Here is a 26,223-nt window from a genome sequence, read left to right as displayed (position 1 = left end):
CAACCACCGCCCTGTTCCACCGCCCTGTTTTGACCCTTTTCCTGACCGAGCCCTTCGCATGAACGCCCCCACCTCCCCTAACACGGCAGCGGCCCCTGCACCGCGCACCCCCTCCGCCTGGCGCAGCCAGCTGGGCACCTACCTCGGGCTGATCGCCGTGCTCGTGGGCATGGTGGCGCTGTTCTCGTCGCTGTCCGAATACTTCTGGAGCGCCGAGACCTTCATCACCATTGCCAACGAAATCCCGGCCCTGGCCGTGATGGCCGTGGGCATGACCTTTGTGCTCATCATCGCGGGCATCGATTTGTCGGTGGGCTCGGTGATGGCGCTGGCCGCCGCCACCTCGGCCGCTGCCATCTTGCAGTGGGGCTGGACGGTGCCCGCCGCTGCCGCGCTGGCACTGGCCACGGGCCTGGTGTGCGGCACCATCACCGGCACCATCTCGGTGGCGTGGCGTCTGCCCTCGTTCATCGTCTCGCTGGGCATGCTTGAAGCCGTGCGCGGCAGCGCCTATGTGGTGACCGACTCGCGCACGCAGTACGTGGGCGATGCGATCTCGTGGCTGTCGGCACCGTTTTTTGGCGGCATCTCGTTCGCCTTCTTGCTGGCCGTGGTGCTGGTGGTGGTGGCGCAACTGGTGCTGTCGCGCACCGTGTTTGGCCGCAGCGTGGTGGGCATTGGCACCAACGAAGAAGCCATGCGCCTGGCGGGCGTGGACCCCCGTCCCATCCGCATCATCGTGTTCGCCGTCACTGGTCTGCTGGCCGGGCTGGCGGGCCTGATGCAATCGGCCCGCCTGGAAGCAGCCGACCCCAACGCCGGCACCGGCATGGAGCTGCAGGTGATTGCCGCCGTGGTGATTGGCGGCACCAGCCTGATGGGCGGGCGCGGCTCGGTGGTGAACACCGCGTTTGGCGTGCTCATCATTGCCGTGCTGGAGGCGGGCCTGGCCCAGGTGGGCGCCAGCGAGCCCAGCAAGCGCATCATCACCGGCATCGTGATCGTGGCCGCAGTGATCGTGGACACGCTGCGCCAACGCCGCGCTGCCAAGGCCTGATCCGGCCAGAGAGCCCCCCATGGCCACCATCAAGGACGTTGCCCGCCACGCCGACGTATCGGTCACCACCGTCTCGCACGTGGTCAACGGCACGCGCTACGTCAGCACCGAAAGCCGCGAGCGCGTGGAGACTGCCATCCGCGCCCTGGGCTATGTGCCCAGCGCCATTGCGCGCAGCCTCAAGAGCAACAACACGCGCACGCTGGGCATGTTGATTCCCAACAGCTCCAACCCCTACTTCGCGGAAATCGTGCACGCGGTGGAAGACCGCTGCTTTGGCGCGGGCTACAACCTCATCCTGTGCAACACCAACGATGAAGCCCACCGCCAGGGCACCTACCTGCAGGTGCTGGCCGAGCGGCGTATTGACGGGCTGATCGTTGTCTCCACCGGGCACGACGCTACCTTGCCCAACCAGTTGGCGGGCCTGGGCATTCCCACCGTGCTGGTGGACCGCGAAATCGAAATTGCCGAGCAACCGTGCGACCTGGTGGAAACCGCCCACATGCAAGGCGGCCTGCTGGCCACGCAGCACCTGCTGCAGCTGGGCCACCAGCGCATCGCCTGCATTGGCGGGCCCGAGGGCATTGCCCCCAGCGAGCAGCGCATTGCTGGCTGGCGCAGCGCCCTGACGGCTGCTGGCCTGGGCAGCGGCGATGGTCTGCTGTGGCACGGCCACTTCACCAGCCAGAGCGGCTATGAGGCCATGCACGCGCTGCTGCGCGCCGCCCAACCGCCCACCGCCGTGTTTGTCTGCAACGACCTGATGGCCATGGGCGCGCTGTGCGCCGCGCACGAGCGCGGCCTGCGCCTGCCCGAAGCCCTGTCTATGGTGGGCTTTGACGACATTGAACTCACCGCCTTCACCAGCCCGCCGCTGACCACCGTGGCACAGCCCAAGCAGCGCATCGGCGCGCTGGCCGTGGACATGCTGCTCGAGCGCATTCAAGGCAAACGGCAAGACGCCCGCAAGGTGATGCTGCAGCCCGAGCTGCGCGTGCGCGCATCGACCGCACCCCGCCCCCAATAAAACGCTAAAAAATTTCTCAAGCATGACGACGCCTCCTTCAACCCCTGCCCCCTCATCGCCCTCATCGCCGCCTTGCATCGCCGTGCTGGGCAGCCTGAACATGGACCTGGTGCTGCAGGTGCAGCGCGCACCCGGCGCGGGCGAAACCGTACTGGCCCAGGGCCTGCACTATGTGCCCGGCGGCAAAGGTGGCAACCAGGCCGTGGCCTGCGCCCGCCAAGGCGCGCAAGTGCACCTGCTGGGCCGCGTGGGCAACGACGCCAACGGCGCCACGCTGCGCGCCGAACTGGAGCGCGATGGCATCGACCACAGCGCCGTGCTCACCGACCCTGAAGCCCCCACCGGACTGGCGGCCATCACGGTAGAAGCATCTGGCCAGAACCGCATCGTGGTGGTGCCCGGCGCCAACGCCCGCTTTACGCTCGATGCACCGGCCCTGCAGTCGCTGCAAGCACTGATGGCCCAAGCCAGCGCGCTGGTCATGCAGCTGGAAAGCCCCATGCCCCAAGTGCTAGCAGCCGCACAGTGCGCGCACAGCGCCGGGCGGCGCGTGGTGTTCAACCCCTCGCCCATCCAGCCCCTGCCCGAGGCACTGCTGCCCCTGGTCGACGTGCTGGTGGTCAACGAAGTGGAAGCCGCTGCGCTGGCGGGCACTGCGGTAGCAACCCCAGCCCAGGCAGCGCAGGCGGCCCAGGCGCTGCGTGCCCAGGGCCCGCAGCAAGTGGTGGTCACGCTGGGCGCCGCCGGTGCCGTGGCGGCCGATGCCGACGGCAGCCGCTACCACCCCGGCCGCAAGGTGCAGGCGGTGGACACCACTGCGGCGGGCGACACCTTTTTGGGTGCTCTCACCGTGGCGCTGGCCGAGGGCCAGTCGCTCGACGCGGCAGTGCGCGAAGGCATCCGCGCCTCGGCCCTGTGCGTGACGCAGGCAGGCGCCCAACCCTCCATCCCCACCCGCGCCGCCGTGGCGCAAAGCCCCCTGCCCCCTGACTGGAGCCCCCTGTGAAACGCACCGCCTTGCTGCACGCCGAACTCTCCCACGCCATTGCCAGCATGGGCCATGGCGACATGCTGGTCATTGGCGATGTCGGCCTGCCCATCCCCAACGGCCCGCGCCGCATCGACCTGGCGCTGACCCCCGGCATCCCGGCCGTGGCCGATGTGCTGCGTGTGGTGCTGACCGAGCTGCAGGTGGAAAAAGCCGTGATCGCCACCGAAGCTGTGGAGCGCGCCAAGGGCCTGCTGCCAAGCTGGTGCCAGCTGCCCGTGGCCCCCGCTACCGTGAGCCACGAAGAATTCAAACACCTGACCGAGCGCGCCCGCGTGGTGGTGCGCACCGGCGAGTGCACACCGTATGCCAACGTGATCCTGGTGGCTGGCGTCACGTTCTGATCGGGCGAGCCACCCCTTCGGGCTGAGCTTGTCGAAGCCAGCCCCCAGACCCCGTAGGTCGGGTTAGCCCGCAAGGGCATCACCCGACGCCCTCGGGGCACGCAGCGCTAACGTCGGGTTACGCTGCGCTAACCCGACCTACACGACTGCCGACGCCAGAGCGACTCCCCCACTGTTTGGGCTGAGCCCCAACGGGCAGCGGCAGTGCCCAGCCCCCCTGCACAGGCCCTCTCGGGGTTTTGGAGAGGCCGCGCGCCCGTGCGGTGCGCTACGCTGCAGGCTCTGCCGCAGCCACTGCCCCCCACGCCATGCCCGCACCCTCGACCGCCCCGTTGACCGCATCCCTGCCCCCAGGCATCACCGTGCTGGAGCGCGGCTGGCTCTCGGCCAACAACGTGGTGTGCCTGGGCCTCGAAGGGGCGACCGTGGTGGACACCGGCTACTGCACCCACAGCGACCAGACCGTGGCATTGGTGCAAAGCGCGCTGGGCGCGCAGCCGCTGCAGCGCATCCTCAACACCCACCTGCACAGCGACCACTGCGGCGGCAATGCCGCGCTGCAGGTGGCCTGGCCTGGTGCCACCACCCACATCCCTCCCGGCCAAATGGCACAGGTCACGCAATGGGACGCCTACGCCCTGAGCTACACCCCCACCGGCCAGGACTGCCCGCGCTTCAAAGCCGACGCGGCCTTGCAGCCCGGCACCACCGTGCGCCTGGCCGAGCGCGACTGGCAGGTGCACGCCGCGCCGGGACACGACCCGCATTCGGTGGTGCTGTTTGAGCCGCAAAGTGCCACGCTCATCTCGGCCGACGCGCTGTGGGAGAACGGCTTTGGCGTCGTCTTTCCAGAGCTGGAAGGCACCGCAGCCTTCGACGCAGTGGCCGCCACGCTGGATGTGATCGAGCGCCTGGGCCCGCGCACCGTCATCCCCGGCCACGGACCCGTGTTTACCGATGCGCCGCGCGCGATTGCCGCCGCGCGCCAGCGGCTGCAGAGCTTTGTGGCCGCACCGCGCAAGCACGCGCTGTATGCCGCCAAGGTGCTGCTCAAGTACAAACTGCTGGAGCTGCAGCACACCACCGTGCCCGCCCTGCAGCAGTGGGCCGAGGGCACGCCCTACTTCGGCATGCTGCACCGCGCCCACTTTGCCGACCAACCGCAAACCGCCTGGCTGCACAGCCTGGTGGCCGATCTGGAGCGCTCGGGCGCAGCATTGCGCCGGGGCGAGGCGCTGCACAACGGCTGATACGGATTCGCTTTCTCTTTATCAAAACCCAAGCCGTTCGGGCTGGGTCTGCCCGAGCCTCGCGCGGCGCTTCGACAGGCTCAGCGTGAACGGCTTTCTATGTTTGAACACATCATTCCATTTCCAAAATCATTCCTGACTAGGCGCGAAGCCGCAGACAGTGCTCAAGCACGGCAAGGCGAAGCAACAACGTCAGGGGTGATTTAGAAATGGAATTACGGTATGGGTCCAGTCCCAGACTCCACCACTGAATCACCCGTAAAAAAGCCCGCAGAGTGGCGGGCTTCTTTTTCCTGCGAGGGGCCCATGCAGCACGGCCAAGCCCCATGCAACCGCTCAGTGTTTGAACTGGCTATCGCACCCCGCCACGTGGTTTTTGCTGCTGGACATGCACTGGTAGAACGACTTCTTGTTGCCGCTGGCAATCTGGCAATCGCCCACGCTGTACTTGCCCTTGGCCTCACGGATCTTGGGGGCCGTGGCGTCGAAAGTCGCCTGGGACATGTAACCGTCGCGCACGTTCTTCTGGCCCACCTCCAGCATCAGATCGGCCTGGTACTGGATGTTGCTCACCGCCACCGAGCAGTTCATGGGCACTTCCGTCTTGTCGACCGTGCCCAGGGCTTTTTTCAGGCCCTCGCCAAACTCCTGAACGTCTTTGGGGATCTTCTTGGTGCCGTCGGCGTTGTACTCGGTCGCACCCTTGCCAGATGCGCTCTTGCTGCCACCCGCCCCGTTCGAGCCGCTGGAGCCGCCCGAACCCGTGCCACTGCCTGTGGTGGTGCCATTGGTGCTCTGCAGCTTCATGGGCTCCACATCGTCCTTGCTGGCCGGGGGCTGCGAGCCGTAATGCGTCTTGCCGTTCGCATCCACCCACTTGTACACCGGCTGCGCCTGCACGCCCACTGCCCACACCACCATGGCGGCCATCGCCGCAGCCTTCCATTGCACCATAGCACCCCCTCTTTTGAATGAAATGTGCCGCTATCGCTTACCCATCAAGCGCTAGCAGCTTCTCTTTTAATAGCAAACACTGTGCCACTCACGGCAGATCGGCATTCACTGCCGGAGCAGCCGCATCACGCGGCCCCACTGTGCCCAAGCGGCTGCGCAGCGACTGCGGCTGGCCGGTGAGCATGGCCGCGTAGTTGGTGGTGTTGGCCAGCACCTTCTTCACGTAGTCGCGCGTTTCTGCAAAAGGCACATTTTCAGCCCAGATGGCGGCGTCAAGCACCGGGCCGTTGCGCCAGTTGCGCGGACGGCCGGGGCCTGCGTTGTAGGCGGCGGCGGCCATGGGCATGGAGCCCGCAAAGTCGTCCAGCGCCAGCTTGAGGTAGGCGGTGCCGATGGTGATGTTGGTGTCGCGGTCAGAGATTTGGTCTGGGGTGAAGTTGGTCAGCCCGATCTTCTTGGCCGTCCAGCGGGCCGTCGCGGGCATCACCTGCATCAGGCCCGAGGCGCCCACGTGCGAGCGGGCGTCCATCACAAAGCGGCTCTCCTGACGGATCAGGCCGTACACGTAGGCGGGGTCCAGGCCAATGCCCTGGGCGCGCTCCACCACGGTGGCGCGAAACGGGGTGGGAAAGCGCTGCGTGGTGTCGATCACGGTCTTGGTGCGCTCGCTGGTGTTGATGCAGCGGTCCCACACCTCGCGCTGGCAGGCAAAGTCGGCGGCGGCCAGCAAATCACGCTCGGCCATGCCGCCGGGGTTGTGCAGGTTGGTGGCGTAGTTCCACTCGCGCACACCCTCGCTGCGCAGGCCCAGCATGATGGCGTAGAGCGCGCGGTTGAGCGCCGGGTTGGCGCGGGCAGCGGCCTTTTCTTCAGCCGTGAGGGGCGCGGGCGCGGGCGGCACGGCCACGCGCTGGCCCAGTTCTTCCAGCGCCAGCTGCTCGTAAAAGCCCCGGGTGCTGGCAATGCCCTGCAGCCACTGGCGGGCTTCGGTGCGTTCGGCCTCGCTGGGCTTTTCGGCCAGCACGGCCTTGGCGCGCCAGTACACCCAGGTGCTGTCGCTGCGGGCTTCGTCGCTCATGGCCTCCACGGCCTTGCGCACCACCTTCCACTGGCCTGCGCGCAGGGCGGCGCGCACCTTCCAGCCCAGCAGGTCGTCGTTCAGATCTGCGTCCTTGGTCACGTTGCCAAAGTAGGTCATGGCGTCATTCGACAGGCGCTGCGCGGCCTGCTTGCCAATCACGCCCCACACCCAGTTGCGCTCTTCGGGCGACAGGTGCACGCCCCATTTGCTGTCCAGTTGGGCGGCAGCGTTGTCTACATCGCCCTGTGCCAGCTTGATCAGGGCCAGGGTCACCAGCTCCTGGCGCGCCTTGCCACGGGCGGTGGCGCGGCTGTGCAGGTACTTGGTGGCCGAGTCCATCAGCTCCTTGACCTGGGCGGAGGATTCGGGCGAGACGATCTCTACGGCGCTGCGCGCGGCGCGGATGCGATTGGCCTCCACCGCCAAGCGTGCCTTGCGCCAAATGTCGGGGGCAGCCAGTTTTTTGTAGCCAAACAGCTCGCCCGCAGCGTGGGTGCAGCCGTCGTCGTTGTCGCGCTGGGCGTACCAGTTGCGGCGCACCTCATCGGCCGCCGTGGCGGGGGCCGTGCCCTTGATGGTGTCGATCAGCAGGGCGTAGCAGCGCACTTCCTTGTCGTCTGACATGCGGTAGCTGGGGTGCTGCTCGGCAAACTGAGCCCAGTCGCGGCGCTGGCCCAGCAGCAGCAGCCAGTCGTTGCGCAGCCGGTCTTCTTGGTACGTACCCGCGTAGCGCTGTAAAAAGCCCTGGATTTCGGAGGGGCTGGCCTCGCCCAGGCGCAGCTTCAGCTCCCAGTAAGCGGCCCAGGGCTCCAGCGCGTGGCCACGCACGGTGGGCAGCAGCTGTTCCAGCTTTTTGCGGTCGCCTTTGCGAAAGGCTTGGCCCATCTCCAGCAGGGCATCGTCGCCACGGTTTTGCGCCTGGACAAGGGGCACGGTGGTGGCCAGCACGGCGGCGGCCACAAGGGGTGTCAAAATCGCTCTGAGCAATTGCATGGGGGAATTATCTGATGGACAAAGCAGCCCTTCGGCGCGCATTGATTGAAGAACGTCTCAACCTGCCCGATCGCCTACAGCGATCTGACCTGTTACAGCAGGTCATGCGCATCTGGCTGGTCAACCGACCCGACACGGTGATTGGTGCGTATTGGCCCATCAAGGGCGAGTTTGACCCCCTGCCCGCCCTGCATCGCTGGAAGGAAGACGGCGAGCTGCTGGACGAGCCCCTGCGCAGGCGCATCGGCCTGCCAGTGGTCAACAAACAGCACAAAACGCTCACCTTCCACGCCTGGTACCCCGGCTGCCCCATGGAAGAAGACGCCTACGGCATCCCCAAGCCCAAGGACACCGAAGTCATCGTGCCCACGCTGCTGTTCGTGCCCTGCGTGGGCTATGCGCCGGGCGGCTACCGCCTGGGCTACGGCGGCGGCTTTTATGACCGCACCCTGGCCACACTGCAGCCCAAGCCCTTCACGGTGGGCCTGGGCTTTACCAACGGCTACCTGGACGACTTCGAGCCCGAAGAGTTTGACCTGCCGCTCGATGCCATCCTGAACGACAACGGCGTGGTCTGGCCGGTTTAGCAAGCGAGTGGCTGTCGGTCTATGGCCGATAGCCATGGGCCGATGCGTCTCGCGCATCAATCAGGGGCGTTTTTTTCAACAGTGCCCAAGGGGTATCGCCGCTAGCATGGCGATCCACCTCAACGCAAGGAACCCCATGCTCCAGCTCTACATCGGCAACAAAAACTACTCCTCCTGGTCCATGCGCCCCTGGGTGCTGCTCAAGCAGGCTGGCATTGCGTTTGACGAAGTGCACGTGCGCTTTGACAGTTTCGAGGCCGACTCAGAGTTCAAGCGCACCATGGGCCCCGTGAGCCCCACCGGCAAGGTGCCCGTGCTGGTCCACGGCGACCTGGTGGTGTGGGACACCCTGGCCATTGCCGAGTACGTGGCCGAGACCTGGGCCGACAAACCACTCTGGCCCGCCCACCCCAAAGCCCGCGCACGCGCCCGCAGCGTCTGCGCCGAAATGCACAGCGGCTTTACGGCCCTGCGCAGCCACTGCCCCATGAACATTGAGGCGAACCTGGCCGACACCGGCGCGTTGATCTGGCGCGACCAGCCCGCCGTGCGCGCCGATGTGGCCCGCCTGGTGGACATGTGGAGCGCCCTGCTGGAAGAACACGGCGGCCCCATGCTGTTTGGTGCGTTCAGCGTGGCCGACGCCTACTTTGCCCCCGTGTGCATGCGCCTGCACACCTACGCCCTGCCCCTGCCCGCCGCCATCGCTGGCTACGTGCAGCGTGTGCGCGAACTGCCTGGCGTGCAAGCCTGGATCGCCGACGCCCTGGCCGAGAAGGATTTCCTCGACTTTGAAGAACCCTATCGCCTGCAACCTGCAAAAGGCTGAGCAGCACCATGGCCGTCACTATCTACCTGCGCTATGTGCTCAACACGAGCAAGCTCAAGGAGTTTGAGCACTATGGAAAACTGTGGATTCCGCTGGTTGAAAAGTTCGGCGGCCAGCACCACGGCTACTTCATGCCCAGCGAGGGCGCCAACAACATTGCGCTGGCGCTGTTCACGTTTGACAGCCTTGCGGCCTACGAGGTGTACCGCGAGCGGTCGATGCAAGACGCGGACTGCCAGGCGGCGTTTCGGTACGCTGAGGAAACCGGCTGTATCGTGAGCTATGAGCGGAGTTTTTTCAGGCCGGTGTTTGAGTGAATCACGCAGATCGTTGTACTTCGACTGGATGGGCTTTGGATCTTGGTTGTACTGGCGGGTGCAATGCACAAGCTGCTTGCCTCAGTCTTTGACCGAGGTGAAGACGCCCCGCTGATGGCGCAATACCCGCAGGTCGCGGCTCAGCCCGCACGCAGCCTACCTAGCTGACTTCTGCGTCGATAGAAACCCACGGCGGCAAGGCAAGCCCTGGCTCAAGCCAAGCATCTTCCGACTCACAGTCGCGAAACCAGTCACGGACTGAGCGATAAACGGTTGGATGAGATCGGCCAGACGCTGCTGAATAGGAATCCACGCCCTTAGCCCACCCAAGAGGCAGCCGAGCAACTGCCCCTGCCAAAGCAGCGCTTTAACTCTCAGCATACCGTTCGATGCTAAACTTAATAAGAACAATTCTTATTAAAACATCCCCAGGGACACCCATACGCAGAGCCATCGCCGCCATTTTGTTGCCTCCCGAGGGAGGCTGCGATCTCCGTGGCATGACCAGCAAGCGGTTTCAGGGGCCTTTCATCGATGCTTGCGAGAAAGCAGCCGGATGCGTGACCTCGTTCAGGAACTTGTAGCTCACTATGCGGACTTGCGCCGGCAGCTCACTCGCGACCTGAGGGACCCGCACTACGCAGCCGACATCGCACAGACGAGCTTCGAGCGGGTGTTCGCACAGGCCACAAAGTCTCTTGGCGTAGGCCGTACCGGGTCCACCACCGATGCAGCACCGGAGGAGGCCAAGCGCAACGGTGCCATCGAATCGCCCCGAGCCCTGCTCTTTCGCGTGGCCCGCAACCTGTGCATCGACGAAGCACGCCACCGCAAGGTGGCGCAGGAATGGGTGGGCACGCACGCCACCATCGGCACACCCCTGACAGCGCCGTCCAGTGAGTACATCCTGGCCCAGCAGCGCGTGCTGGCGCGGGTGGTCGAGACCATGGAAAAGCTCCCGCCGCGACGGCGCGAAGTGTTCCTGCTGTTCCGAGCCTACGGCCACACGCGCGCGGAAATCGCACAGCAGTTAGGCATTACCGAGATGGCGGTGGCCAAGCACCTGTTGCGCGCTACCATCGATTGCTCAAGGGTGTTCGCCGAGCTGCGTGCAGAGCTGATCGAACCCCAGCACGTGCAGACCCGCGCAGGCTTCAACGCTGCGCTAGCCGAAGACTTCTCTTGAGCCGCAGCATGGCCATCAGCGCTCCGCGCGAACGCTTGATTGAGCGGGCGCTGGCGCTGATCGTCGAAAGCGAACTCGCCACCAACGAAGCCGCGCAACACGCCCGTGTGGCCTTGAGCCAGTGGCGCAACACATCGCCCGAGCACGCAGCGGCGCTCTTGGAGGCTCGCCATCGCTGGGATGCACTCGGCGGCATGGCAGGGGATCTGCGCGCGCACTTCGACACGTCTGCAGCCGACAGGGCCACAGCAGCGGCAGCGCCTAACCCCAGGCCGCAGCGCCGCAAACTGCTGCTTTCCATCGCAGGGCTGTTAGGCGGTGGCCTCGTCGCGGGCCGCGGCGTGCAATGGTACTGGCAGCAGCCCGTTTTCCATGCGGCTTACAGCACACGCATCGCGCAGATGTTGAATGTGACGCTGGTGGACGGCATCGGCGATGCACCGGGCAGTCGGCTCGACATTGCGCCGCAAAGCGCCATCGACGCCACGCTGTACCGACAGCACCGTGTCGTCGAAATGGCTCGCGGCGAGGTCCGCTTCGAAATCGCACATGACGCACAGCGGCCCTTCCAGGTCCACACGCGCTCCGCCCTGATCGAAGTCATCGGCACGGTCTTCACCGTGCGCGACCGCTGCGGGCCCATCACCGTCGGTGTCGAACAAGGGCATGTTCGCATACGGGTCTACCCCCGCGAGGGAGCCGCCCCATCCCCCCGGGAAGTCATCGATCTGCACCGGGGTGAACTTGTCGAAGTGAAGGACGGGCACCCCGGGGCCGTACAGAAGACCGATACCCGGACTCTCTCGGCATGGCGCGAAGGCTGGCTGGTGTTCGACAACATGCCCCTGGGCGAGGCACTGGCGACGGTCAACAGCTACCGCCCCCGCCCGATCGTCAGTGCCAGCGAGCGCGTCGACGCCCTGCGTCTGTCGGGCCGCTTCCGCGCCAACGACTCAGCTGGCCTGGTGGCGGTGCTACCGACGATTCTTCCCGTGACAACTGTCGCCCGCCCGGATGGCAGCGTGGAGCTGCAGGCTCGCTGAAAAAGGCCGCGCCAGCTGCAGTGCACTGCACTGCACTCCGGGGCGGGGCGGGGCGGGGCGGGGCGGTCAAAACAGGGTGTCTCTGTTTGGCGAACTCAAACGTCTTGTATGGAGAAGCACCAGGGCTCCGATTTTTCGCGAGCCCTCCGCCTACAAGCACGAATACGTCGCATTGACCCAACCTGGAGCCCTCACCCATGCGTTCTTCGCCTCGCCACCGACTTCTGAATGCCGCGCTTGCTGCCGCATTTGGCACCACCTTCCTCAGCTGGAGCAGCCTTGCTTCAGCACAGCCCTCCGCACAGGCGAGCGAGCCGACCTTCAACATCAGCGTGCCGGCCCAGCCGCTCGCAGCGGCTTTGAACGAGCTTTCGCGCCAGACCGGCGCCCAGGTGCTGACATCGGGGGATCTGGTCTCCAAAATCGCTGCGTCGGCCGTTTCTGGGCGCCTGACCTTGCAACAGGCGCTGGACAGGATGCTGTCCGGCAGCGGACTATCGGCAGCACGAGAAGGCAGTGCAGTGGTCATTCGCGCACCTGCTGCGAGTGCCGCAGACAAGACACTGCCGCAGGTGCAAGTCACAGCCACGCGCGAGGTGGACTTGACGACGGAGTTGCAGCAGGAAGGCAAAGCCGCCGACGGTTACAGAGCCAAGACCATTTCGTCTGTCGGCGCCCTTGGCAGCATGGGCCTGCAGGACACGCCGTTCTCCATGAGCGTCGTGCCGCTCGAGCTGGTGCAGAACATCCAGGCGCAGTCGCCTGATGACATCTACAAGCTCAACGCCTCCACCCGCACCACCACACCACAGATCACGAGCTGGTCGCCTTCGGTCAACATCCGGGGTTTCGATGGCTACAACACTGCGGAAGACGGCCTGCGCCGTCCGTACAACCACGCGGCCGTGATCGAAGACAAGGAACGCGTCGAGATCCTGAATGGCCTCTCGGGCTTTCTCTTTGGCGCAGCACAGCCGGGGGGCATGGTCAACTTCGTCTACAAGCGCCCGACCATCGAACGGCTGAACAGCGTCACCGTCGGCAACTACGGCGGCAGCCAAGCCTATGTGCACGCTGACCTCGGCGGCCGAATCGACGAAGCCGGCCGGGCCGGCTACCGGCTCAACCTGGTCAAGCAAGACGGCAGCACCGCCATCGATGACCAGAAGATCAACCGGCAATTGGTCAGCGCCGCAGCCGACTGGCAACTGACCGATCAATTGCTGCTCGAACTCAATGGCGTCTACAACCAGTACAAGACCACCGGCACCTCCGCCTACTGGTTCTTCGATGGGGTGAAACACGGCAGCGCACCCGACGCCAAACGGCTTTGGGGCCAGCCGTGGGTCAGCGACAAATTCGAAAACACCAAACTCATGGGCAAGCTGACCTACCAGGTCAACGACGCTCTCACGCTGCGCGGTGCCTACGCGCGCGACTTTCTGGATCGCACAGGCGACCACACGGTGAACCTGGTGAGCACGCCCGCCAGCTTCGAGCAGATCCGCACCCGCGCCGGCCTCACCAAAGACGTCTACGACGCTGGCTCAGCGATGGCCGACATCAGCGTCAAGACGGGTTCGGTTGCCCACAAAATCACCGTCGGCTACACCATGTACTCCGACAAGTACTACGACTCTCCGAGCCAGTTCAGCACGGGGCCCCAAGGCCCGTACTCGTTCACCGCACCGACTTACGTGCAGGAGCCGAACTTTCCCCCCGCCGTGGGTGATCCAAAGTACGGGGGACGGGATCTCAACAAGAACCACCTGATCGGCGACCAGATCACTTTCAACGACCAGTGGTCGGTGCTGCTGGGCGTGAGCCGCAGCAACATCCAGAGCGGCACCTACAACAAGAGCCGCAATTCGCCTTCAGTTTCTCTGCTGTTCAAGCCCATGCCTTGGCTCAGCACCTATGCAAGCTACATCGAAGGCCTGGAAATGGGCGGCACCGCACCGGACACCGCGAGCAACGCCCGCCAAGTCCAGTCGCCAATGGTCAGCCGACAAAAGGAAATCGGCGTCAAGGCAACCGTTGGCAAGCTGCTGCTGACAGGTGCCATCTTCGACATCGAGAAGGCTTATGAATTCACGAACAGCAACAACGTCTACACGCAGGACGGCCGCCAGAAGCACACCGGCATCGAGTTCAACGCCTCGGGCAAGCTGTTCGACAAGTTGACGGTGGTCAGCGGCATCACGGCTCTCAACCCCAAGGTGAAGGGCTCCGATCTCGACGGAAAGAGCCCGATCAACGTGGCCAAGGTTGTCACCAAGGTGTATGCCGAATACGCGTTGCCCGTACCGGGCTTGAGTCTGGCTGGTGGCCTTTATTACACCGGCAAGCAATGGGCGGATTCTGCCAATACCGACCGCCTGCCCGCCGTGACCACCGCAGACCTGAGCGTGCGTTATGCCACCCAAGTGTCAGGCAAGCCGCTGACCCTGCGCCTGAGCGTCAACAACGTGGCCGACAAAAACTACTGGCTCAACAGCTACTACGTGGGCGCGCCGCGCAGCGTGGCGTTTTCTGCGCAAATGCAGTTCTGAGTTGACCGACATGCGCGCGGCTTGCGAGGTGTGTACCGCGAATGGTTGATACAAGACGCGGAATGCCAAGTAGCGTTTCGGTACGCCCAAGAGACTGGCTGCATCGTGAGCCATGAGCGAAGCTTTTTCAGGCCGGTGTTCAGGAAGGCTTCCAGTACGGTCGGCAGGAAACCCTGCGCAATGGCGCTGTCTATCCGTCCGTTTAGTCCTCGAACCACGCGCTACCGAAACTGCTTGCGCAAAAACGCCTTGTGCCGCGCAATGTGCGCCTGCTGCGCCGGGGCCACGGAGCCGCCCAGGTCTTCGTCTTCGACATTGAGCACCTGGTTGGCGTAGGCCATGGCGCGGGCTACCACCTCTTCTTCGCTCACGCCCTGCGCAGCCGCCAAGTCCATTGCCACGCGGCGCATGGCTCGTTGCGACAGCATCCACATCGCGCCGAAGGAATCCCACGCGGCCGCTACTTCCTTGAACTTGTCATGCTCGGCCAAAATGTCGGCCAGTGGCTTGGCCAGGATTTCTTGCAAGCCCTCGACCTTGGCCTTCAGGGCCTCGAACTGTGCCTCTCGCTGCAGGGCTTCGGCGGCGGCGTTCGCTGCGGCGTCTGGCGCCGTGGGCACGGGCACGCTGCCGTCGGGGTTGAGTTGGGCAATGGTGAGGTCGGAGGCGAGGGACATGGTGGGTTGGAATATACGACCGAGGGCCCACCCTAAACTATGCCCATGCAAATCTACATGGTAGGCGGCGCCGTCCGCGACAAGCTGCTGGGCCGACCAGTGAATGACCACGACTGGGTGGTGGTGGGGGCTACGCCCGAACAGATGCTGGAGCTGGGTTACCTGCCGGTGGGGCGGGATTTTCCGGTGTTTCTGCACCCCCAAACGCGCGAGGAATACGCCCTGGCGCGCACCGAGCGCAAGAGCGGGCGCGGCTACCGGGGCTTTGTGGTGCAAAGCTCGCCCGACGTGACGCTGGCCGAAGATCTCTCGCGGCGCGACCTTACTATCAATTCAATAGCTGCCAGCGCTTATTCATCAAGCGCTAGCGAGCTATTTGACCCATACAACGGCGTGCAAGACCTGCAGACCAAGGTGCTGCGCCATGTGACCGATGCCTTCCGCGAAGACCCGGTGCGCATTCTGCGGGTGGCGCGCTTTGCGGCGCGCTACCACGACTTCACCGTGGCGCCTGAGACCCTGCAACTGATGAGCGAGATGGTGCAGCATGGCGAGGCCGATCACCTGGTGCCCGAGCGCGTGTGGCAAGAGCTGGCGCGCGGGCTGATGGAGGACAAACCCTCGCGCATGTTCGAGGTGCTGCGCGCATGCGGCGCACTGCAGGTGCTGCTGCCCGAAGTGGCCTGCCTGTGGGGCGTGCCCCAGCCCCCGCTGCACCACCCCGAGGTGGATACGGGCGTGCACCTGATGATGGTGCTGGACATGGCCGCACAGCTGAACGCCCCGCTCACGGTGCGGTTTGCCTGCCTGGCGCACGACCTGGGCAAAGGCACCACGCCCGCCGACATCCTGCCGCGCCACATCGGCCACGAAGAGCGCAGCGCCACCCTGCTGCAAGGCATGGCCGAGCGCCTGCGCGTTCCTGTGGACTGCCGCGAGACCGCCGAGGTGGTGGCGCGCGAACACGGCCACATCCACCGCAGCGGCGACCTGGGTGCCGGGCCGCTGGTGCGCCTGCTGGAGCGCTGCGACGCCATCCGCAAGCCCGAGCGTTTTGCCGAAGTGCTGCTGGCCTGCGAATGCGATGCCCGGGGCCGCCTGGGCTTTGACGATGCTGCATACCCGCAACGCCCGCGCCTGCTGGCCGTGCTGGCCGCCGTGCAAAGCGTCGTTACCCGCGAGATTGCGGCAAAGGCGGCAGCCAAAGGCGTGACGGGCCCCCAGGTGGGCGATTGGATTCACCAAGCCCGGGTAGAAGCCGTTGCGCAGTGGCTGCGCGCAAGCACCGCCCCGACCACACCAACTCCGGCCCCAGAAATATCCGCAGCACTCCAAAAGTCATGAGCCTGCACATCCGCCCCGCCACGCTGGCCGACGCCGCTGCCATAGCGCCGCTGTTCGACGCCTACCGCCAGTTTTACGAGCAGCCCGCCGACCTGGCAGCCGCCCAGCGCTTTATCCATGAACGCTTGGAACGCAACGAATCGGTCATCCTGGTCGCGCAGGACGACGCGGGTGCCGCTGTGGGCTTTTGTCAGCTGTACCCCAGCTTTTGCTCGGTGGAAGCCGCGCCCATTTATGTGCTTTACGACCTGTTTGTGGCGCCTTCGGCCCGGAGCCAGGGCGCCGGGCGCTTCTTGCTGCTGGCCGCCGAAGACCACGCCCGCCGCCAGGGCCGCGTGCGCATGGACCTGACCACAGCGCACACCAACCACGCTGCGCAGGCGCTGTATGAGGCGATGGGCTGGGAACTGGACACGGTGTTCCGGGCCTACACCCGCCGGGTGGGCTGAGAGCGACTCACCAAACTCCCCTGGCGTCGTTGTCTCGCCTTGTCGTGCGCCTGTACAGCCTGCGGCGAAACGCCTAGCCAGGGCCGCTTTGCTGAGTTTTGTGAGCCGCTCCAAACGCCCAGCCCCGCGGCTACCAGCGCAGCAAACGCGGTCCCAACACTGCGCCCAGCGCGGTCGGCATGGCCATGCCCGCCACGTACCACACCGCTAAAAAAGGCGTGGCCATTTCGGGGCAGTGCAGCGCATACACCAGCGCCCCCAAGGCCCCCGCCAGCAGGCCTGCCCCCGCGCCAGCCCAGGCCAGCTGCGTGGGCGCGGCACCACGCAGGGCCCAAAAGCTGGCAATGAACGCAGGCACCGACAGCAACGCAATGTTGAACGGGCAGGTGCGCCAAGTGCTGCCCAGCACCAGGGCCCAGCGGTCTGCCGGGGCCTGTTGCAGCAAGGCCCCAGCAGCCATGGCCCACAGCAGGGCCACCGGCAAGGCCATCGACCATGCCACACCCGCCCACCGCGCGCCAGGGCGTGCCAGCCGCTGCAGCGCCCACACGCCGGGCACGGCCAAGGCCGCCGCAAATGCCAGCTTGCCCCAGAACATGGGCAACGCCGCAGTCTGCGCCAGGTCGGGCCGCAGGCCAAACACCAGCAGCATCAACACCACGGCGCCACCCAGGCCCGCAGCCACGGCGCTGCCAAAGCGCTGCTCCAGCACCCTGGTGGGCACAGGGGCGGCACCTGCGGCCAGCATCTCAATCCATTCATCGGTCTTCATGTCATTCCCCTTGGGACTTCTGCAAATCAGGGCTCACGTATCAGGACTCACGTGCTTGGTGGGCGCTGCCACGGTCAGTCTGCGGCACCCGGCGATGGACTGCCACCCTGGTGGGCGCCAGCCATGTTTCTGATCTTGGCGGCCAGGGCCTTCAGCCCCCGGTGCACGCCGACTTTCACTGCGGATTCCGACATGCCGGTGAGCTGCGCGGTCTCAACCACGGACAGCCCCTCCAGCTTCACATGCACGATGGGCAGGCGCTGGCGGTCGGGCAGCGTCTGCAGCAATTGGCCCAGGTCGCGCTTGGCCAGTGCGGCCTCGCTGTCGCTGCTGGCAAACAACTCGCTGGCATCGTCCAGCGGGTCGTTCAGCGCCTCTTTCACGCGGTGCGCACGCAACCAGTCGATGAGCTTGTAGCGCGCAATGGCGTGCGCCCAGGCCGTCACCGGCATCTCGGGGCGGTAGGTGTGGCGCTGGTTGTGTATGGCCAGCAAGGTTTCTTGCACCAGGTCCTCCACCTCGTCGGGACGCTGGGCAAGGCGACGGCGCAAAAAAGCCCGCAGGTGCGCACTCAGCTGTTTCAGAAATCGCTGGTATGCGGCGCCATCGGCCGCCAAGCCCAGCAACAGGAGGTCTCGAAGCTGTTCTTCTATCTCCATGCGTTCTCCATGACGGGGTATTCGCAGCCGCAGCCCCGCCGGTTACAGCAGGTCGAAAAAATATCTTCAGGTTTTTTGTGGCCGCTGGTGTAACCCGGCGCAGCCACAGCGCGAATTACAACGCAGATCGACGCACACATGCTGTCACGGCATGGGCCAAAACGGTCTGGATTCTTTTAAACCCCTTTCAGGAGCCATCACCATGACATCTCGCAACATCACCCTGGGCGCACTGGCCCTCACCGCCCTGGTCTCTGGCGCCGCCTTGGCACAAAACACCGCTGCCCCCATGGATGGCGCCAAGCCCGCCATGGAGAAGTGCTACGGCGTCTCGATGGCTGGCAAGAACGACTGCGCCGCAGGCCCTGGCACCACCTGTGCGGGCACCTCCAAGGTGGACTACCAGGCCAACGCCTGGAAGTTTGTGCCCGCAGGCACCTGCGCCAGCATCAAGACGCCCAAGGGCATGGGCTCGCTCATGCCCATGAAGTCCTGATCAGTCCCTGGCCCACCGCACCTTTACCACCGCCCCACCCAAGCCATGGCACACGCACTGACAGCGGGCTTGTCCCTCAAGCCCCAGCACTTTGATGACGCACTGCAGTGCAACGCCCCCGGCTTGTGGTGGGAGGTGCACCCCGAGAACTACCTGGCCGACGGCGGCCCGCGCCTGGCCTGGCTGCAGGCCATCCGGGGCCGCCACCCTATCTCCCTGCACGGCGTGTCGCTATCGCTGGCGGCCGATGCACCGCCCGACGCAGCGCACCTGGCGCGGCTGGCCGCCCTGGTGCAGCGCATCGAGCCGGTGCTGGTGTCAGAGCACTTGGCCTGGTCGGCCTGGCGCGACACCTACCACCCAGATTTACTTCCGTTTCCGCGCACCCACGAGGCCCTGGCCCGCGTGGCCGACAACATTGGCCGCACGCAGGATGCCCTGCGGCGCACCATTGCCATCGAAAACCCCACGCACTACCTACCCCTGCCTGGCCACGACTGGAGCGAGCCCGACTTTCTGGCCGAGCTGGTGCGCCGCACGGGCTGCAGCCTGCTGCTGGATGTGAACAACCTGTACCTGAGCGCGCACAACCTGGGCGAACCCAGCGATCTGGACACCTACCCACTGCACGCCGTGGCCGAGATCCACCTGGCAGGCCACCACGCAGACCCCGCACTAGGCGCCCACCTGCTGATTGACGGGCACGACACCCCCGTGGCCGAGCCGGTGTGGGCGCTGTACCAGCAGGTGCTGGCGCGCACCGGCCCACGCCCCACCCTCATTGAGCGCGACGAGCATGTGCCTGCCTTGTCCGAACTGATAGCCGAGCGCGACCGCGCACATGCCATGCTGACCGCTGCGGCGCATGCCCCCAAAGGACGGCAGCAGGCCTCCACGGCCGATGGGCTGTCATGCGTTTGAGTGATTTTCAAGACGCATTCGCTGCCGCGCTGTGGCACACCCCATCGACCAGTGCACGGGTCGATGCGACGATGTCGAACGTGGTGCAGCACCCTGCGTTTGCGGTGTACCGCAACACCGTCACCAAAGGCTGCATCGACGCATTGCAAGCCAACTACCCCACGGTGTGTGCGCTGGTGGGAGAGGCGTGGTTTCGCGCTGCCGCGCACCTCTACACCCAGGCCCACCCGCCGCAAGATGCGCGGTTGACCCACTACGGCGACGGCTTTGCCACCTTTCTGGAGCACTTTGGGCCAGCGGCCGAGTTGCCTTACCTGGCCGATGTGGCACGGCTGGACCGCTGCTGGACCGACAGCCACCTGGCTGCCGATGCCGAGGCTTTGGATGCCAACTGGCTGGCGGCGCAAGACGCATCCACCTTGGCAACCATGGCCCTGCGGCCGCACCCCGCCGCCCGCTGGCACCACAGCCCAGCCCACCCCGCGTTTGCGCTGTGGCAGGCACACCGCGAGGGACTGACGCTGCCTGCTGACATCGCTTGGCAGGGCGATGGCGGCTTGCTCACGCGCCCGCAGGGCGCCGTGCAATGGACGGCCTTGACCGCAGCGGGTGTCGCATTTTTGAACGCCTGCGAAAAGGGAGACCTGCTGGAGGTCGCTGCCCTCGCGGCCCTGGCTGCCGAACCCGGCGCCGACCTGGGCGCCCTGATGGCCCTGCTGCTGCACTCAGGCGCGCTGGCCGCCCCTTCACCTTGAATGGAAAAACCCATGAGCCCCAACACTTCTACAAAGCCCGGCGAGCCACACGGGCTCCACCGCTTGGCGGCACTGGCACAGCGACTGACCCCCCACAGCCTGCTGGCGCTGGTGGCCCGTGTGGCGCTGGCGGGCATTTTCTGGGCGTCGGCCCGCACCAAGGTCGATGGCTGGTTCACCATCAGCGACGGGGCCTATGCCCTGTTCCGCGAGGAATACCGGCTGCCGATTCTGCCGCCCGAGCTGGCAGCGCAGCTGGCCACGGTGTCAGAGCATCTGTTTGCGGCGTTGCTGTTGCTGGGCCTGTGCACGCGCCTGTCGGCCCTGGCGCTGCTGAGCATGACGCTGGTGATTCAGCTCTTTGTGTACCCCGACGCCTGGCCTACGCACCTGTCATGGGCAGGGCTGATGCTCTACCTGGTCGGGCGCGGTGGCGGGTGGCTGGCGCTGGACCATGCGCTGGCCCGGGTGCTGCATCGGCAGTGAAGGACGGAGGGCGGCCACCGATGAAGAGCAACGTGTTTAGAGCGGCTAAAACGACTCAGCGAAGCGGCCCTGGCTAGGCGTTCCGTCGCAGGCAGACAGGGGTGCGACAAGACGGAACAACGACGCCAGGGGGGGTTGGCCGCGCTTACTTGCCGCCGTTTTGCCGGTAGTCCGTCAACAGGTGCAACGGCATCACACGCTCGGCCATCTCTTCGCGTGGGGTGACCTGGTAGGTGCGGCCCGCCAAGTACACCTCGATCTGCTGCCAGCGGCCATAGGATGAACGCACGCTCATCAGGTTGCGCCCATCGCGCTTGAGGTTGTAGCCCGTGCCCGCAGGCTCGGCGGAGTAGCGCAAGGTCTTGCCATCAATGCCCGCCTCGTAAGCGGCCGCGCCGGTGATCTTGACCAGCATGTCGTTCATGCCACTCTGGTTTTTCTCCAGGTAGGTGGCAATTTCGATCTTCAAGCCATCCCCTGCCAGGTACTGGCCGTAGGGGTTGACGATGGGTTTGTCCGTTTGCGCATAGGCCGGAGACATGGCCGTGATGACGGCCAGTGCCGCAGCAGCCAGCCAGGTGAACAAGGTGCGAAAGAGAGTCATGGTCGATAGGTCCGATACGGTGACGCAGAGCAGTCCACAGCGCGGTGGCCACTCAAAGCGCGCCATCTTACGGGCGGCAGAGGCGCAGCCGGGCTGCAAAGCCACCGCCGCACCACCCACCGCCATCAAACCTTCGCCAAACGCGATTTATGTCACACCGCCGTGCGCACCCAACGGGCAATGTCCGCCGCGCCCAAGGCGCCCGAGATGCGTGCCACCTCGGCCCCGCCCTTGAAAATCACCATGGTGGGAATGCTGCGGATGGCATAGCGCGCAGCAATCGCCTGGTGCGCTTCGGTGTCGAGCTTAGCCAAGCGCACCTGTGGCTCCAGCTCGCGCGCAGCCTGGGCAAAGGCCGGGGCCATTTGGCGGCAGGGGCCGCACCAGGGTGCCCAGAAGTCCACCACCACCGGGATGTGGCTGCGCGCCACCTGCTTATCAAAGCTGGTGGCATCCAGCTCCAGCGGTGCGCCGGCAAACAGGGGTCGGTGGCAGCTGCCGCAATCGGGCGCGCTGCCCAGTTGGGCGGCCTGCACGCGGTTGGTGGTGTGGCAGTGGGGGCAGACGATGTGCAGGGCTTCGGTCATGGGGTTCTCGTGGTGCTCAGAGCATTGGCTTCACAGTTGGGGATGCCCCCTGGCGATTCAACCAACCCCGCCAACAGTTCACACCCACTTGGCAATCAGGCTGGCCGCAAAACTGAGCAGCAAGGTGCTGGCCAACGGGATGTACCAGTCGCGCCCAAAGAGCCGAAACCGCCAGTCGCCCGGCAAGCGGCCCAGCCCCATGCGCTGCAGCCAAGGTGAGAAGCCATTGATCAACACCAGGGCGAGAAAGACAACGATGAGCCAGCGGAGCATGCCGCGAGTGTAGGGCCGCCCCGCCTTGCGTCACCACGTTGAACAGAAGCTCAGCGCTGCACGCCCCAGCGGCGCACTGTCACCCGCTCCAGCGCATGAAAGCCCAGGTTCTCCACCAGCAGCCCGATGGCAATCACCATGGCCAGACCTGCAAACACCTTGTCGGTGTACAGCTCGTTGCGGTTCTGGAAGATGTACCAACCGAGCCCGCCTTTGCCCGAGGACGCCCCAAACACCAGCTCGGCAGCAATCAGGGTGCGCCAGGCAAACGCCCAGCCGATCTTGAGCCCCGACAGGATGGACGGCAGCGCGGCAGGCACGAGGATTTGCAGCACATACGGCACGCCGCGCAGGCCATAGTTGCGCCCGGCCATGCGCAAAGTCTCAGGCACGGCCTGAAACCCTGCATAGGTGTTCAGCGCCAGCGGCCACAGCACCGAGTGGACCAGCACAAACACCAGGCTCCCCTGGCCCAGACCAAACCACAGCAGTGCCAGCGGCAGCAATGCGATGGCAGGCAGGGGGTTGAACATGGCCGTGAGCGTGGCCAGCAGGTCCCGCCCGATCTGGGTGGACACGGCCAGCGTGGTCAGCACAAAGGCCGCCAAGATGCCCGCCAGGTAGCCCTGCAGCAACACGCCCAGCGACAGCGCGGCCTTGCCCAGCAATTCGCCGGTGGCGATGCCATCGACAAAAGCCCGGGCCGTGGCCGTGAAGGTGGGCAATAGCAAGTCGTTGTCCTGCCAGCGCGCGAGCAGCTCCCACACCAGGGCCAGCACCAGCAAGATGGCCGTCTTGCGCAGCCAGCCTTGCTGCCAAAGGCGCGCCGCCCAGGGCAGCGGGCGCTGGGGTGCCACACCGGTCAGGGGCTCCAGCGGGCGTTCGTATTCAGGCCGCACCGGCGGCTGCAGGCCGCCGATGAGGGCAGCATTTCCTGGGGCGGCGCTCATGCAGATTTCCTCCAGGGCTCGGCCGGGGCTACGGCGGGGGCGTCGCCCTCAAACAGCAGATGGTGGATGCGCTGCGCCGCCGCCTGAAATTCAGGGCTGCCCGCGCTGTGCAGGCCAAAGGCGTGGCTGTTGATCTCGGCCCGCACACGCCCTGGATGGGGCGAGAGCAGACCGATGCGGTTGCCCACCACCAGGGCCTCTTCGATGGAGTGGGTGACGAACAGCAGCGTGAAGCGCACCTCCTCCCACAGCGCCAGCAATTCCTCTTGCATCTTGCGGCGGGTCAGGGCATCGAGCGCGGCAAAGGGCTCGTCCATCAGCAGCACCCGGGGCTGCATGGCCAGGGCGCGGGCAATGGCCACGCGCTGCTTCATGCCGCCCGAGAGCTGGTGCGGATAGGCATCGGCAAACTTCGCCAGGCCCACCTTGTCCAGGTAGTGCAAGGCGCGCTCGCGGGCCTCAGCCCGCCCCAGGGTGCGCGAGGCGAGCAGCGGAAACACCACGTTCTGCACCACGGTCTTCCACGGGGGCAACTGATCGAACTCCTGGAACACCACGATGCGGTCAGGCCCCGGGCCCCGCACCACCTGGCCGCCCAGGCGGATCTCGCCCTCAGCCGGGGCAATGAAGCCTGCCACCGACTTGAGCAGCGTGGACTTGCCACAGCCCGAGGCGCCCAGCAGCACGAAGCGGTCGGCCTGGTACACATCAAAGCTCACGCGGTGCGTGGCGCGCACCACCGATTGCGGCGTGCGGTACTCCAGGCTCACATTGTCCACCTGCAGCAGTGGGGTGGCAGGCCCTGGCGGCGCGGCATGGGCGGATGCAGCCCCTGGTAAATGGGTGATGGTGGCCATATCAACTCCCTGGCAAGGCATGCGCCTCTTCAAAGAAATAGTCTTTCCATGAAGTGGCTCGGTTCTTGATAACGCCCAGCTTCTGCAGCTCGTCGGCGTAAACGAAAGTGCGCTGTGGGGTCACCGTGAAGTCGTTTTCGGGATCTTCCACAATGCGGCGCACCAGCTCGGGCGACAGCTTGGACTGTTGCACACGGATGAACACCTCGGCCGCCTTGGCTTTGTTGGCCTTGACGAACTGCTCGGCCTCAACCAGCGCGTTGTAGAACGCCTTGTAGGTCTTGGGGTTCTCGTCGTGGAACTTCTGGGTGGTGTAGAGCACGTTGAACGTGGCTGGGCCGCCCAGAATGTCGTACGAGCTCAGCACCTTGCGTACCTGCTTGTTCTCCAGCGCCTGGTAGTAAAACGGTGCGCTCGAGAAATGGGTGTTGACCTCGGAGCCGCCCTTGATGAGCGCCGCTGTGGCATCGGGGTGCGGCAAGCTGACCGAGATGGTGTCAAAGCGCTTGAATTCCGCAGCACCAAACTGGCGGGCCGTTTCAATCTGCAGGGTGCGCGACTGAAAACCCACACCCGCTGCAGGCACAGCAATGCGGTCCTTGTCGCTCAAGTCCTTGAGGCTGCGCACGTTGGGGTTGTTGGTGAGCAGGTAATTGGGCAACGAACCCAGCGACGCCACCACCTTCACGTTTTGCTTGCCCCGTGTGCGGTCCCACAGCACCAGGGCTGGCGGGATGCCCGCAGAGACGATGTCGAGCGATCCGGCCAGCAAGGCTTCGTTCATGACCGTGGCGCCCGAGAGCTGCGCCCACTCCACCTGCACGTCCACGCCCAGTGGCTTGCCGTGCTTTTCGATGAGCTGCTGCTCGCGCACCACATCGAGCAGCAGGTAGCCAATGCCAAACTGCTGCGCCACGCGGATACGGCCTTCCGCCTGGGCGGCGGTGGCCGTGGTGGCCAGGGCCGCCACGCAGGCCCAAAGGCCACGGCGCACCCAACGGTTCAAAGACTGCGCCATGAATCAGCTCCCGGAGGCGACATGCGCATCGTCAAAGAAATAGTCCTTGAACGACACAGGCTTGTTCTTGATGGCGCCCACGCGGTGCATGAAGTCGGCCAATACAAAGGTGTTTTGCGGCGCGATCTTGAACTGCACCTCGGGGTTCTTGATGATCTTGACGAGGAAGTCCCGGTCGATCTTGGCGTTGGCCACCTTGATGTAGATGTCGGCTGCCTTCTCGGGGTTGGCGGCGGTGAACTGCGCGGCCTCGGTCAGCGCACTGATGAAGGCTTTGTAGGTCTTGGGGTTCTCTTTGCGGAATTTCTCGGTGGCGTAGAGCACGGTGGCCGATGCCGGGCCGCCCAGCACGTCGTAGGACTTGAGCACGATGCGCGCATTGGGGTTGCCTGCCAGCTCCTGCTCCTGGAACGGCGGGTTGCCAAAGTGGCCGGTGATTTCGGTGCCGCCCTTGATGATGGCCGCCGCCGCTTCGGGGTGCGGCACGGCCACGCTGATCTTGTCCAGGCGCGCAAATTCTTTATCGCCCCACAGCTTGGCCGATGCGAGCTGCAGCACACGCGACTGCACCGACACACCCACGGCAGGCAGTGCAATGCGGTCCTTGTCGGTGAAGTCCGCGATGGACTTCACGCTGGGGTTGTTGCTCACCAGGTAGTACGGAAAGTTGCCCAGCGAGGCCACGCCGCGCACGTTCTGCTTGCCGTGGGTGCGGTCCCACAGCGTGAGCAGCGGCCCCACGCCCGCCCCGGCGATGTCGATGGAGCCGGACAGCAACGCATCGTTGACGGCCGAGCCACCCGAGAGCTTGACCCAATCCACCTTCACGTCCACCCCCGCTTCCCGGCCATGCTTTTCGATGAGCTTTTGCTCTTGGGCCACGTTGAGCAGCAGGTACACAATGCCGAACTGCTCGGCAATGCGCAGCTGCCCCTCGGCCCGTGCGGCGGCAGAGAAAGACAGGCCCGCAGCCAGCAGACTGGCCCCGGCCAGCAAAGCGGTGGTGCGGCGCGCCCAGCGGCGGCGGGAGGGGAGGAAGGCAAAGGTCATGGCAGGTTTCTCCAGAAAATGCAGCGGCGCGCCTGGGCTCTGCCAGGCACAGTG

General features: G+C 65.4%; 30 protein-coding genes and 1 pseudogene. 19 read left to right on the top strand and 12 right to left on the bottom strand.

The window, feature by feature from the left end:
• The first annotated feature begins 58 nt into the window (after window positions 1-58).
• The 5 genes from C8C98_RS10720 to C8C98_RS10700 all read left to right on the top strand — a co-directional run bounded on the left by C8C98_RS10720 (window position 59) and on the right by C8C98_RS10700 (window position 4,729).
• The gene (locus C8C98_RS10720) at window positions 59-1,057 is read left to right on the top strand and encodes an ABC transporter permease (protein ID WP_121454253.1); all 999 of its coding nucleotides are present in this window, start codon (window positions 59-61) and stop codon (window positions 1,055-1,057) included.
• A gap of 19 nt (window positions 1,058-1,076) precedes the next feature.
• The gene (locus C8C98_RS10715) at window positions 1,077-2,087 is read left to right on the top strand and encodes a LacI family DNA-binding transcriptional regulator (RefSeq protein WP_121454252.1); all 1,011 of its coding nucleotides are present in this window, start codon (window positions 1,077-1,079) and stop codon (window positions 2,085-2,087) included.
• 22 nt (window positions 2,088-2,109) lie between these two features.
• Complete coding sequence (rbsK, locus tag C8C98_RS10710; protein ID WP_121454251.1) at window positions 2,110-3,093, top strand: ribokinase; 984 nt, start codon at window positions 2,110-2,112, stop codon at window positions 3,091-3,093.
• Entirely contained in the window at window positions 3,090-3,479 is a 390-nt protein-coding gene (gene rbsD, locus C8C98_RS10705) for a D-ribose pyranase (RefSeq protein ID WP_121454250.1), read from the top strand. Before rbsK ends, rbsD begins: the two co-directional genes overlap by 4 nt.
• Window positions 3,480-3,787: 308 nt before the next feature.
• Window positions 3,788-4,729, top strand: coding sequence for an MBL fold metallo-hydrolase (locus tag C8C98_RS10700; RefSeq protein ID WP_121456190.1), 942 nt, complete (start codon window positions 3,788-3,790; stop codon window positions 4,727-4,729).
• Window positions 4,730-5,065: 336 nt separating this feature from the next.
• On the opposite strand, the gene C8C98_RS10695 is transcribed toward C8C98_RS10700, so the two are convergent.
• Both C8C98_RS10695 and C8C98_RS10690 read right to left on the bottom strand, forming a co-directional pair.
• Window positions 5,066-5,683, bottom strand: a complete 618-nt coding sequence (locus C8C98_RS10695) for a DUF4124 domain-containing protein (protein WP_121454249.1) — start codon at window positions 5,681-5,683, stop codon at window positions 5,066-5,068.
• Between the two features lie 88 nt (window positions 5,684-5,771).
• Window positions 5,772-7,757, bottom strand: coding sequence for a lytic transglycosylase domain-containing protein (locus tag C8C98_RS10690; protein WP_121454248.1), 1,986 nt, complete (start codon window positions 7,755-7,757; stop codon window positions 5,772-5,774).
• A gap of 14 nt (window positions 7,758-7,771) precedes the next feature.
• Between C8C98_RS10690 and C8C98_RS10685 the strand changes: the two genes are divergently transcribed.
• From C8C98_RS10685 to C8C98_RS22070, 7 genes and pseudogenes are all read left to right on the top strand, one after another.
• Window positions 7,772-8,344, top strand: a complete 573-nt coding sequence (locus C8C98_RS10685; protein WP_121454247.1) for a 5-formyltetrahydrofolate cyclo-ligase — start codon at window positions 7,772-7,774, stop codon at window positions 8,342-8,344.
• Between the two features lie 136 nt (window positions 8,345-8,480).
• A complete protein-coding gene (locus C8C98_RS10680; protein WP_121456189.1) occupies window positions 8,481-9,173 on the top strand; it encodes a glutathione S-transferase family protein in 693 nt (230 codons plus the stop codon).
• A gap of 8 nt (window positions 9,174-9,181) precedes the next feature.
• Window positions 9,182-9,490: an NIPSNAP family protein gene (locus tag C8C98_RS10675; RefSeq protein ID WP_121454246.1), complete on the top strand. Its 309-nt coding sequence runs from the start codon at window positions 9,182-9,184 to the stop codon at window positions 9,488-9,490.
• A 556-nt stretch (window positions 9,491-10,046) separates the two neighbouring features.
• Window positions 10,047-10,676, top strand: a complete 630-nt coding sequence (locus C8C98_RS10665; protein WP_121454244.1) for an RNA polymerase sigma factor — start codon at window positions 10,047-10,049, stop codon at window positions 10,674-10,676.
• A gap of 8 nt (window positions 10,677-10,684) precedes the next feature.
• Window positions 10,685-11,719 carry a FecR family protein gene (locus tag C8C98_RS10660; RefSeq protein WP_121454243.1) on the top strand — a complete coding sequence of 345 codons (1,035 nt, stop codon included), beginning with the start codon at window positions 10,685-10,687 and terminating at the stop codon, window positions 11,717-11,719.
• Between the two features lie 197 nt (window positions 11,720-11,916).
• On the top strand, window positions 11,917-14,271 hold the full coding sequence (locus tag C8C98_RS10655; RefSeq protein ID WP_121454242.1) for a TonB-dependent receptor: 2,355 nt from the start codon (window positions 11,917-11,919) through the stop codon (window positions 14,269-14,271).
• Window positions 14,272-14,304: 33 nt separating this feature from the next.
• Window positions 14,305-14,412 (top strand): annotated as a pseudogene (locus C8C98_RS22070) (NIPSNAP family protein); the annotation flags it as partial.
• An 80-nt stretch (window positions 14,413-14,492) separates the two neighbouring features.
• Here the strand turns inward: C8C98_RS22070 and C8C98_RS10645 are convergent.
• The gene (locus C8C98_RS10645; RefSeq protein ID WP_121454241.1) at window positions 14,493-14,948 is read right to left on the bottom strand and encodes a hypothetical protein; all 456 of its coding nucleotides are present in this window, start codon (window positions 14,946-14,948) and stop codon (window positions 14,493-14,495) included.
• A gap of 45 nt (window positions 14,949-14,993) precedes the next feature.
• On the opposite strand from C8C98_RS10645, the gene C8C98_RS10640 reads away from it, so the two are divergent.
• Both C8C98_RS10640 and C8C98_RS10635 read left to right on the top strand, forming a co-directional pair.
• Window positions 14,994-16,292: a multifunctional CCA addition/repair protein gene (locus tag C8C98_RS10640; protein WP_121456188.1), complete on the top strand. Its 1,299-nt coding sequence runs from the start codon at window positions 14,994-14,996 to the stop codon at window positions 16,290-16,292.
• Window positions 16,289-16,741, top strand: coding sequence for a GNAT family N-acetyltransferase (locus C8C98_RS10635; protein WP_121454240.1), 453 nt, complete (start codon window positions 16,289-16,291; stop codon window positions 16,739-16,741). The genes C8C98_RS10640 and C8C98_RS10635 overlap by 4 nt, the downstream gene beginning before the upstream one ends.
• Window positions 16,742-16,871: 130 nt before the next feature.
• Here C8C98_RS10635 and C8C98_RS10630 read toward each other — a convergent pair whose 3' ends face one another.
• Complete coding sequence (locus C8C98_RS10630; protein WP_121454239.1) at window positions 16,872-17,513, bottom strand: NrsF family protein; 642 nt, start codon at window positions 17,511-17,513, stop codon at window positions 16,872-16,874.
• A gap of 74 nt (window positions 17,514-17,587) precedes the next feature.
• On the bottom strand, window positions 17,588-18,130 hold the full coding sequence (locus tag C8C98_RS10625) for a sigma-70 family RNA polymerase sigma factor (RefSeq protein ID WP_233574673.1): 543 nt from the start codon (window positions 18,128-18,130) through the stop codon (window positions 17,588-17,590).
• Here C8C98_RS10625 and C8C98_RS22065 point away from each other — a divergent pair.
• The 5 genes from C8C98_RS22065 to C8C98_RS10605 all read left to right on the top strand — a co-directional run bounded on the left by C8C98_RS22065 (window position 18,014) and on the right by C8C98_RS10605 (window position 20,830).
• Window positions 18,014-18,265, top strand: a complete 252-nt coding sequence (locus tag C8C98_RS22065; RefSeq protein ID WP_233574723.1) for a hypothetical protein — start codon at window positions 18,014-18,016, stop codon at window positions 18,263-18,265. The genes C8C98_RS10625 and C8C98_RS22065 overlap by 117 nt on opposite strands.
• A 109-nt stretch (window positions 18,266-18,374) precedes the next feature.
• Window positions 18,375-18,668, top strand: a complete 294-nt coding sequence (locus tag C8C98_RS10620; protein WP_099742953.1) for a DUF2282 domain-containing protein — start codon at window positions 18,375-18,377, stop codon at window positions 18,666-18,668.
• 45 nt (window positions 18,669-18,713) lie between these two features.
• On the top strand, window positions 18,714-19,589 hold the full coding sequence (locus tag C8C98_RS10615) for a DUF692 domain-containing protein (protein ID WP_121454237.1): 876 nt from the start codon (window positions 18,714-18,716) through the stop codon (window positions 19,587-19,589).
• A complete protein-coding gene (locus C8C98_RS10610; protein ID WP_121454236.1) occupies window positions 19,580-20,344 on the top strand; it encodes a DNA-binding domain-containing protein in 765 nt (254 codons plus the stop codon). The genes C8C98_RS10615 and C8C98_RS10610 overlap by 10 nt, the downstream gene beginning before the upstream one ends.
• A 12-nt stretch (window positions 20,345-20,356) precedes the next feature.
• The gene (locus tag C8C98_RS10605) at window positions 20,357-20,830 is read left to right on the top strand and encodes a DoxX family protein (RefSeq protein ID WP_233574511.1); all 474 of its coding nucleotides are present in this window, start codon (window positions 20,357-20,359) and stop codon (window positions 20,828-20,830) included.
• Between the two features lie 145 nt (window positions 20,831-20,975).
• Here C8C98_RS10605 and C8C98_RS10600 read toward each other — a convergent pair whose 3' ends face one another.
• The 7 genes from C8C98_RS10600 to C8C98_RS10570 form a co-directional block, all read right to left on the bottom strand.
• On the bottom strand, window positions 20,976-21,434 hold the full coding sequence (locus C8C98_RS10600; protein WP_147436359.1) for a hypothetical protein: 459 nt from the start codon (window positions 21,432-21,434) through the stop codon (window positions 20,976-20,978).
• A 152-nt stretch (window positions 21,435-21,586) separates the two neighbouring features.
• On the bottom strand, window positions 21,587-22,021 hold the full coding sequence (gene trxC / locus C8C98_RS10595; protein WP_121454233.1) for a thioredoxin TrxC: 435 nt from the start codon (window positions 22,019-22,021) through the stop codon (window positions 21,587-21,589).
• Between the two features lie 78 nt (window positions 22,022-22,099).
• A complete protein-coding gene (locus C8C98_RS10590; RefSeq protein WP_121454232.1) occupies window positions 22,100-22,294 on the bottom strand; it encodes a DUF2905 domain-containing protein in 195 nt (64 codons plus the stop codon).
• Between the two features lie 50 nt (window positions 22,295-22,344).
• The gene (locus tag C8C98_RS10585; RefSeq protein ID WP_121454231.1) at window positions 22,345-23,244 is read right to left on the bottom strand and encodes an ABC transporter permease; all 900 of its coding nucleotides are present in this window, start codon (window positions 23,242-23,244) and stop codon (window positions 22,345-22,347) included.
• Window positions 23,241-24,101: an ABC transporter ATP-binding protein gene (locus C8C98_RS10580; RefSeq protein ID WP_233574510.1), complete on the bottom strand. Its 861-nt coding sequence runs from the start codon at window positions 24,099-24,101 to the stop codon at window positions 23,241-23,243. The genes C8C98_RS10585 and C8C98_RS10580 overlap by 4 nt, the downstream gene beginning before the upstream one ends.
• Window position 24,102: 1 nt before the next feature.
• A complete protein-coding gene (locus tag C8C98_RS10575; RefSeq protein ID WP_121454229.1) occupies window positions 24,103-25,119 on the bottom strand; it encodes an ABC transporter substrate-binding protein in 1,017 nt (338 codons plus the stop codon).
• Window positions 25,120-25,122: 3 nt separating this feature from the next.
• On the bottom strand, window positions 25,123-26,169 hold the full coding sequence (locus C8C98_RS10570) for an ABC transporter substrate-binding protein (protein WP_121454228.1): 1,047 nt from the start codon (window positions 26,167-26,169) through the stop codon (window positions 25,123-25,125).
• Window positions 26,170-26,223: the final 54 nt, after the last annotated feature.

The organism is Acidovorax sp. 106, from assembly GCF_003663825.1.
GTDB lineage: Bacteria > Pseudomonadota > Gammaproteobacteria > Burkholderiales > Burkholderiaceae_C > Acidovorax.
The sequence above is the reverse complement of the archived record's forward strand: the minus strand, read 5'-3'. Positions and strand labels throughout refer to the sequence as shown.

What these genes read in the sequence shown, in the direction of transcription:
- C8C98_RS10635 (WP_121454240.1), top strand. Translation starts at nt 16,289, where the DNA reads ATGAGCCTGCACATCCGCCCCGCCACGCTGGCCGACGCCGCTGCCATA.
- C8C98_RS10590 (WP_121454232.1), bottom strand. Translation starts at nt 22,294, where the DNA reads ATGCTCCGCTGGCTCATCGTTGTCTTTCTCGCCCTGGTGTTGATCAAT.
- C8C98_RS10680 (WP_121456189.1), top strand. Translation starts at nt 8,481, where the DNA reads ATGCTCCAGCTCTACATCGGCAACAAAAACTACTCCTCCTGGTCCATG.
- C8C98_RS10655 (WP_121454242.1), top strand. Translation starts at nt 11,917, where the DNA reads ATGCGTTCTTCGCCTCGCCACCGACTTCTGAATGCCGCGCTTGCTGCC.
- C8C98_RS10685 (WP_121454247.1), top strand. Translation starts at nt 7,772, where the DNA reads ATGGACAAAGCAGCCCTTCGGCGCGCATTGATTGAAGAACGTCTCAAC.
- C8C98_RS10665 (WP_121454244.1), top strand. Translation starts at nt 10,047, where the DNA reads ATGCGTGACCTCGTTCAGGAACTTGTAGCTCACTATGCGGACTTGCGC.
- C8C98_RS10610 (WP_121454236.1), top strand. Translation starts at nt 19,580, where the DNA reads ATGCGTTTGAGTGATTTTCAAGACGCATTCGCTGCCGCGCTGTGGCAC.
- C8C98_RS10640 (WP_121456188.1), top strand. Translation starts at nt 14,994, where the DNA reads ATGCAAATCTACATGGTAGGCGGCGCCGTCCGCGACAAGCTGCTGGGC.
- C8C98_RS10575 (WP_121454229.1), bottom strand. Translation starts at nt 25,119, where the DNA reads ATGGCGCAGTCTTTGAACCGTTGGGTGCGCCGTGGCCTTTGGGCCTGC.
- trxC (WP_121454233.1), bottom strand. Translation starts at nt 22,021, where the DNA reads ATGACCGAAGCCCTGCACATCGTCTGCCCCCACTGCCACACCACCAAC.
- rbsK (WP_121454251.1), top strand. Translation starts at nt 2,110, where the DNA reads ATGACGACGCCTCCTTCAACCCCTGCCCCCTCATCGCCCTCATCGCCG.
- C8C98_RS10615 (WP_121454237.1), top strand. Translation starts at nt 18,714, where the DNA reads ATGGCACACGCACTGACAGCGGGCTTGTCCCTCAAGCCCCAGCACTTT.
- C8C98_RS10695 (WP_121454249.1), bottom strand. Translation starts at nt 5,683, where the DNA reads ATGGTGCAATGGAAGGCTGCGGCGATGGCCGCCATGGTGGTGTGGGCA.
- C8C98_RS10630 (WP_121454239.1), bottom strand. Translation starts at nt 17,513, where the DNA reads ATGAAGACCGATGAATGGATTGAGATGCTGGCCGCAGGTGCCGCCCCT.
- C8C98_RS10660 (WP_121454243.1), top strand. Translation starts at nt 10,685, where the DNA reads ATGGCCATCAGCGCTCCGCGCGAACGCTTGATTGAGCGGGCGCTGGCG.
- C8C98_RS10715 (WP_121454252.1), top strand. Translation starts at nt 1,077, where the DNA reads ATGGCCACCATCAAGGACGTTGCCCGCCACGCCGACGTATCGGTCACC.
- C8C98_RS10700 (WP_121456190.1), top strand. Translation starts at nt 3,788, where the DNA reads ATGCCCGCACCCTCGACCGCCCCGTTGACCGCATCCCTGCCCCCAGGC.
- C8C98_RS10645 (WP_121454241.1), bottom strand. Translation starts at nt 14,948, where the DNA reads ATGTCCCTCGCCTCCGACCTCACCATTGCCCAACTCAACCCCGACGGC.
- C8C98_RS10585 (WP_121454231.1), bottom strand. Translation starts at nt 23,244, where the DNA reads ATGAGCGCCGCCCCAGGAAATGCTGCCCTCATCGGCGGCCTGCAGCCG.
- C8C98_RS10690 (WP_121454248.1), bottom strand. Translation starts at nt 7,757, where the DNA reads ATGCAATTGCTCAGAGCGATTTTGACACCCCTTGTGGCCGCCGCCGTG.
- C8C98_RS10720 (WP_121454253.1), top strand. Translation starts at nt 59, where the DNA reads ATGAACGCCCCCACCTCCCCTAACACGGCAGCGGCCCCTGCACCGCGC.
- C8C98_RS10675 (WP_121454246.1), top strand. Translation starts at nt 9,182, where the DNA reads ATGGCCGTCACTATCTACCTGCGCTATGTGCTCAACACGAGCAAGCTC.
- C8C98_RS10580 (WP_233574510.1), bottom strand. Translation starts at nt 24,101, where the DNA reads ATGGCCACCATCACCCATTTACCAGGGGCTGCATCCGCCCATGCCGCG.
- C8C98_RS10620 (WP_099742953.1), top strand. Translation starts at nt 18,375, where the DNA reads ATGACATCTCGCAACATCACCCTGGGCGCACTGGCCCTCACCGCCCTG.
- C8C98_RS10605 (WP_233574511.1), top strand. Translation starts at nt 20,357, where the DNA reads ATGAGCCCCAACACTTCTACAAAGCCCGGCGAGCCACACGGGCTCCAC.
- C8C98_RS10600 (WP_147436359.1), bottom strand. Translation starts at nt 21,434, where the DNA reads ATGACTCTCTTTCGCACCTTGTTCACCTGGCTGGCTGCTGCGGCACTG.
- C8C98_RS10570 (WP_121454228.1), bottom strand. Translation starts at nt 26,169, where the DNA reads ATGACCTTTGCCTTCCTCCCCTCCCGCCGCCGCTGGGCGCGCCGCACC.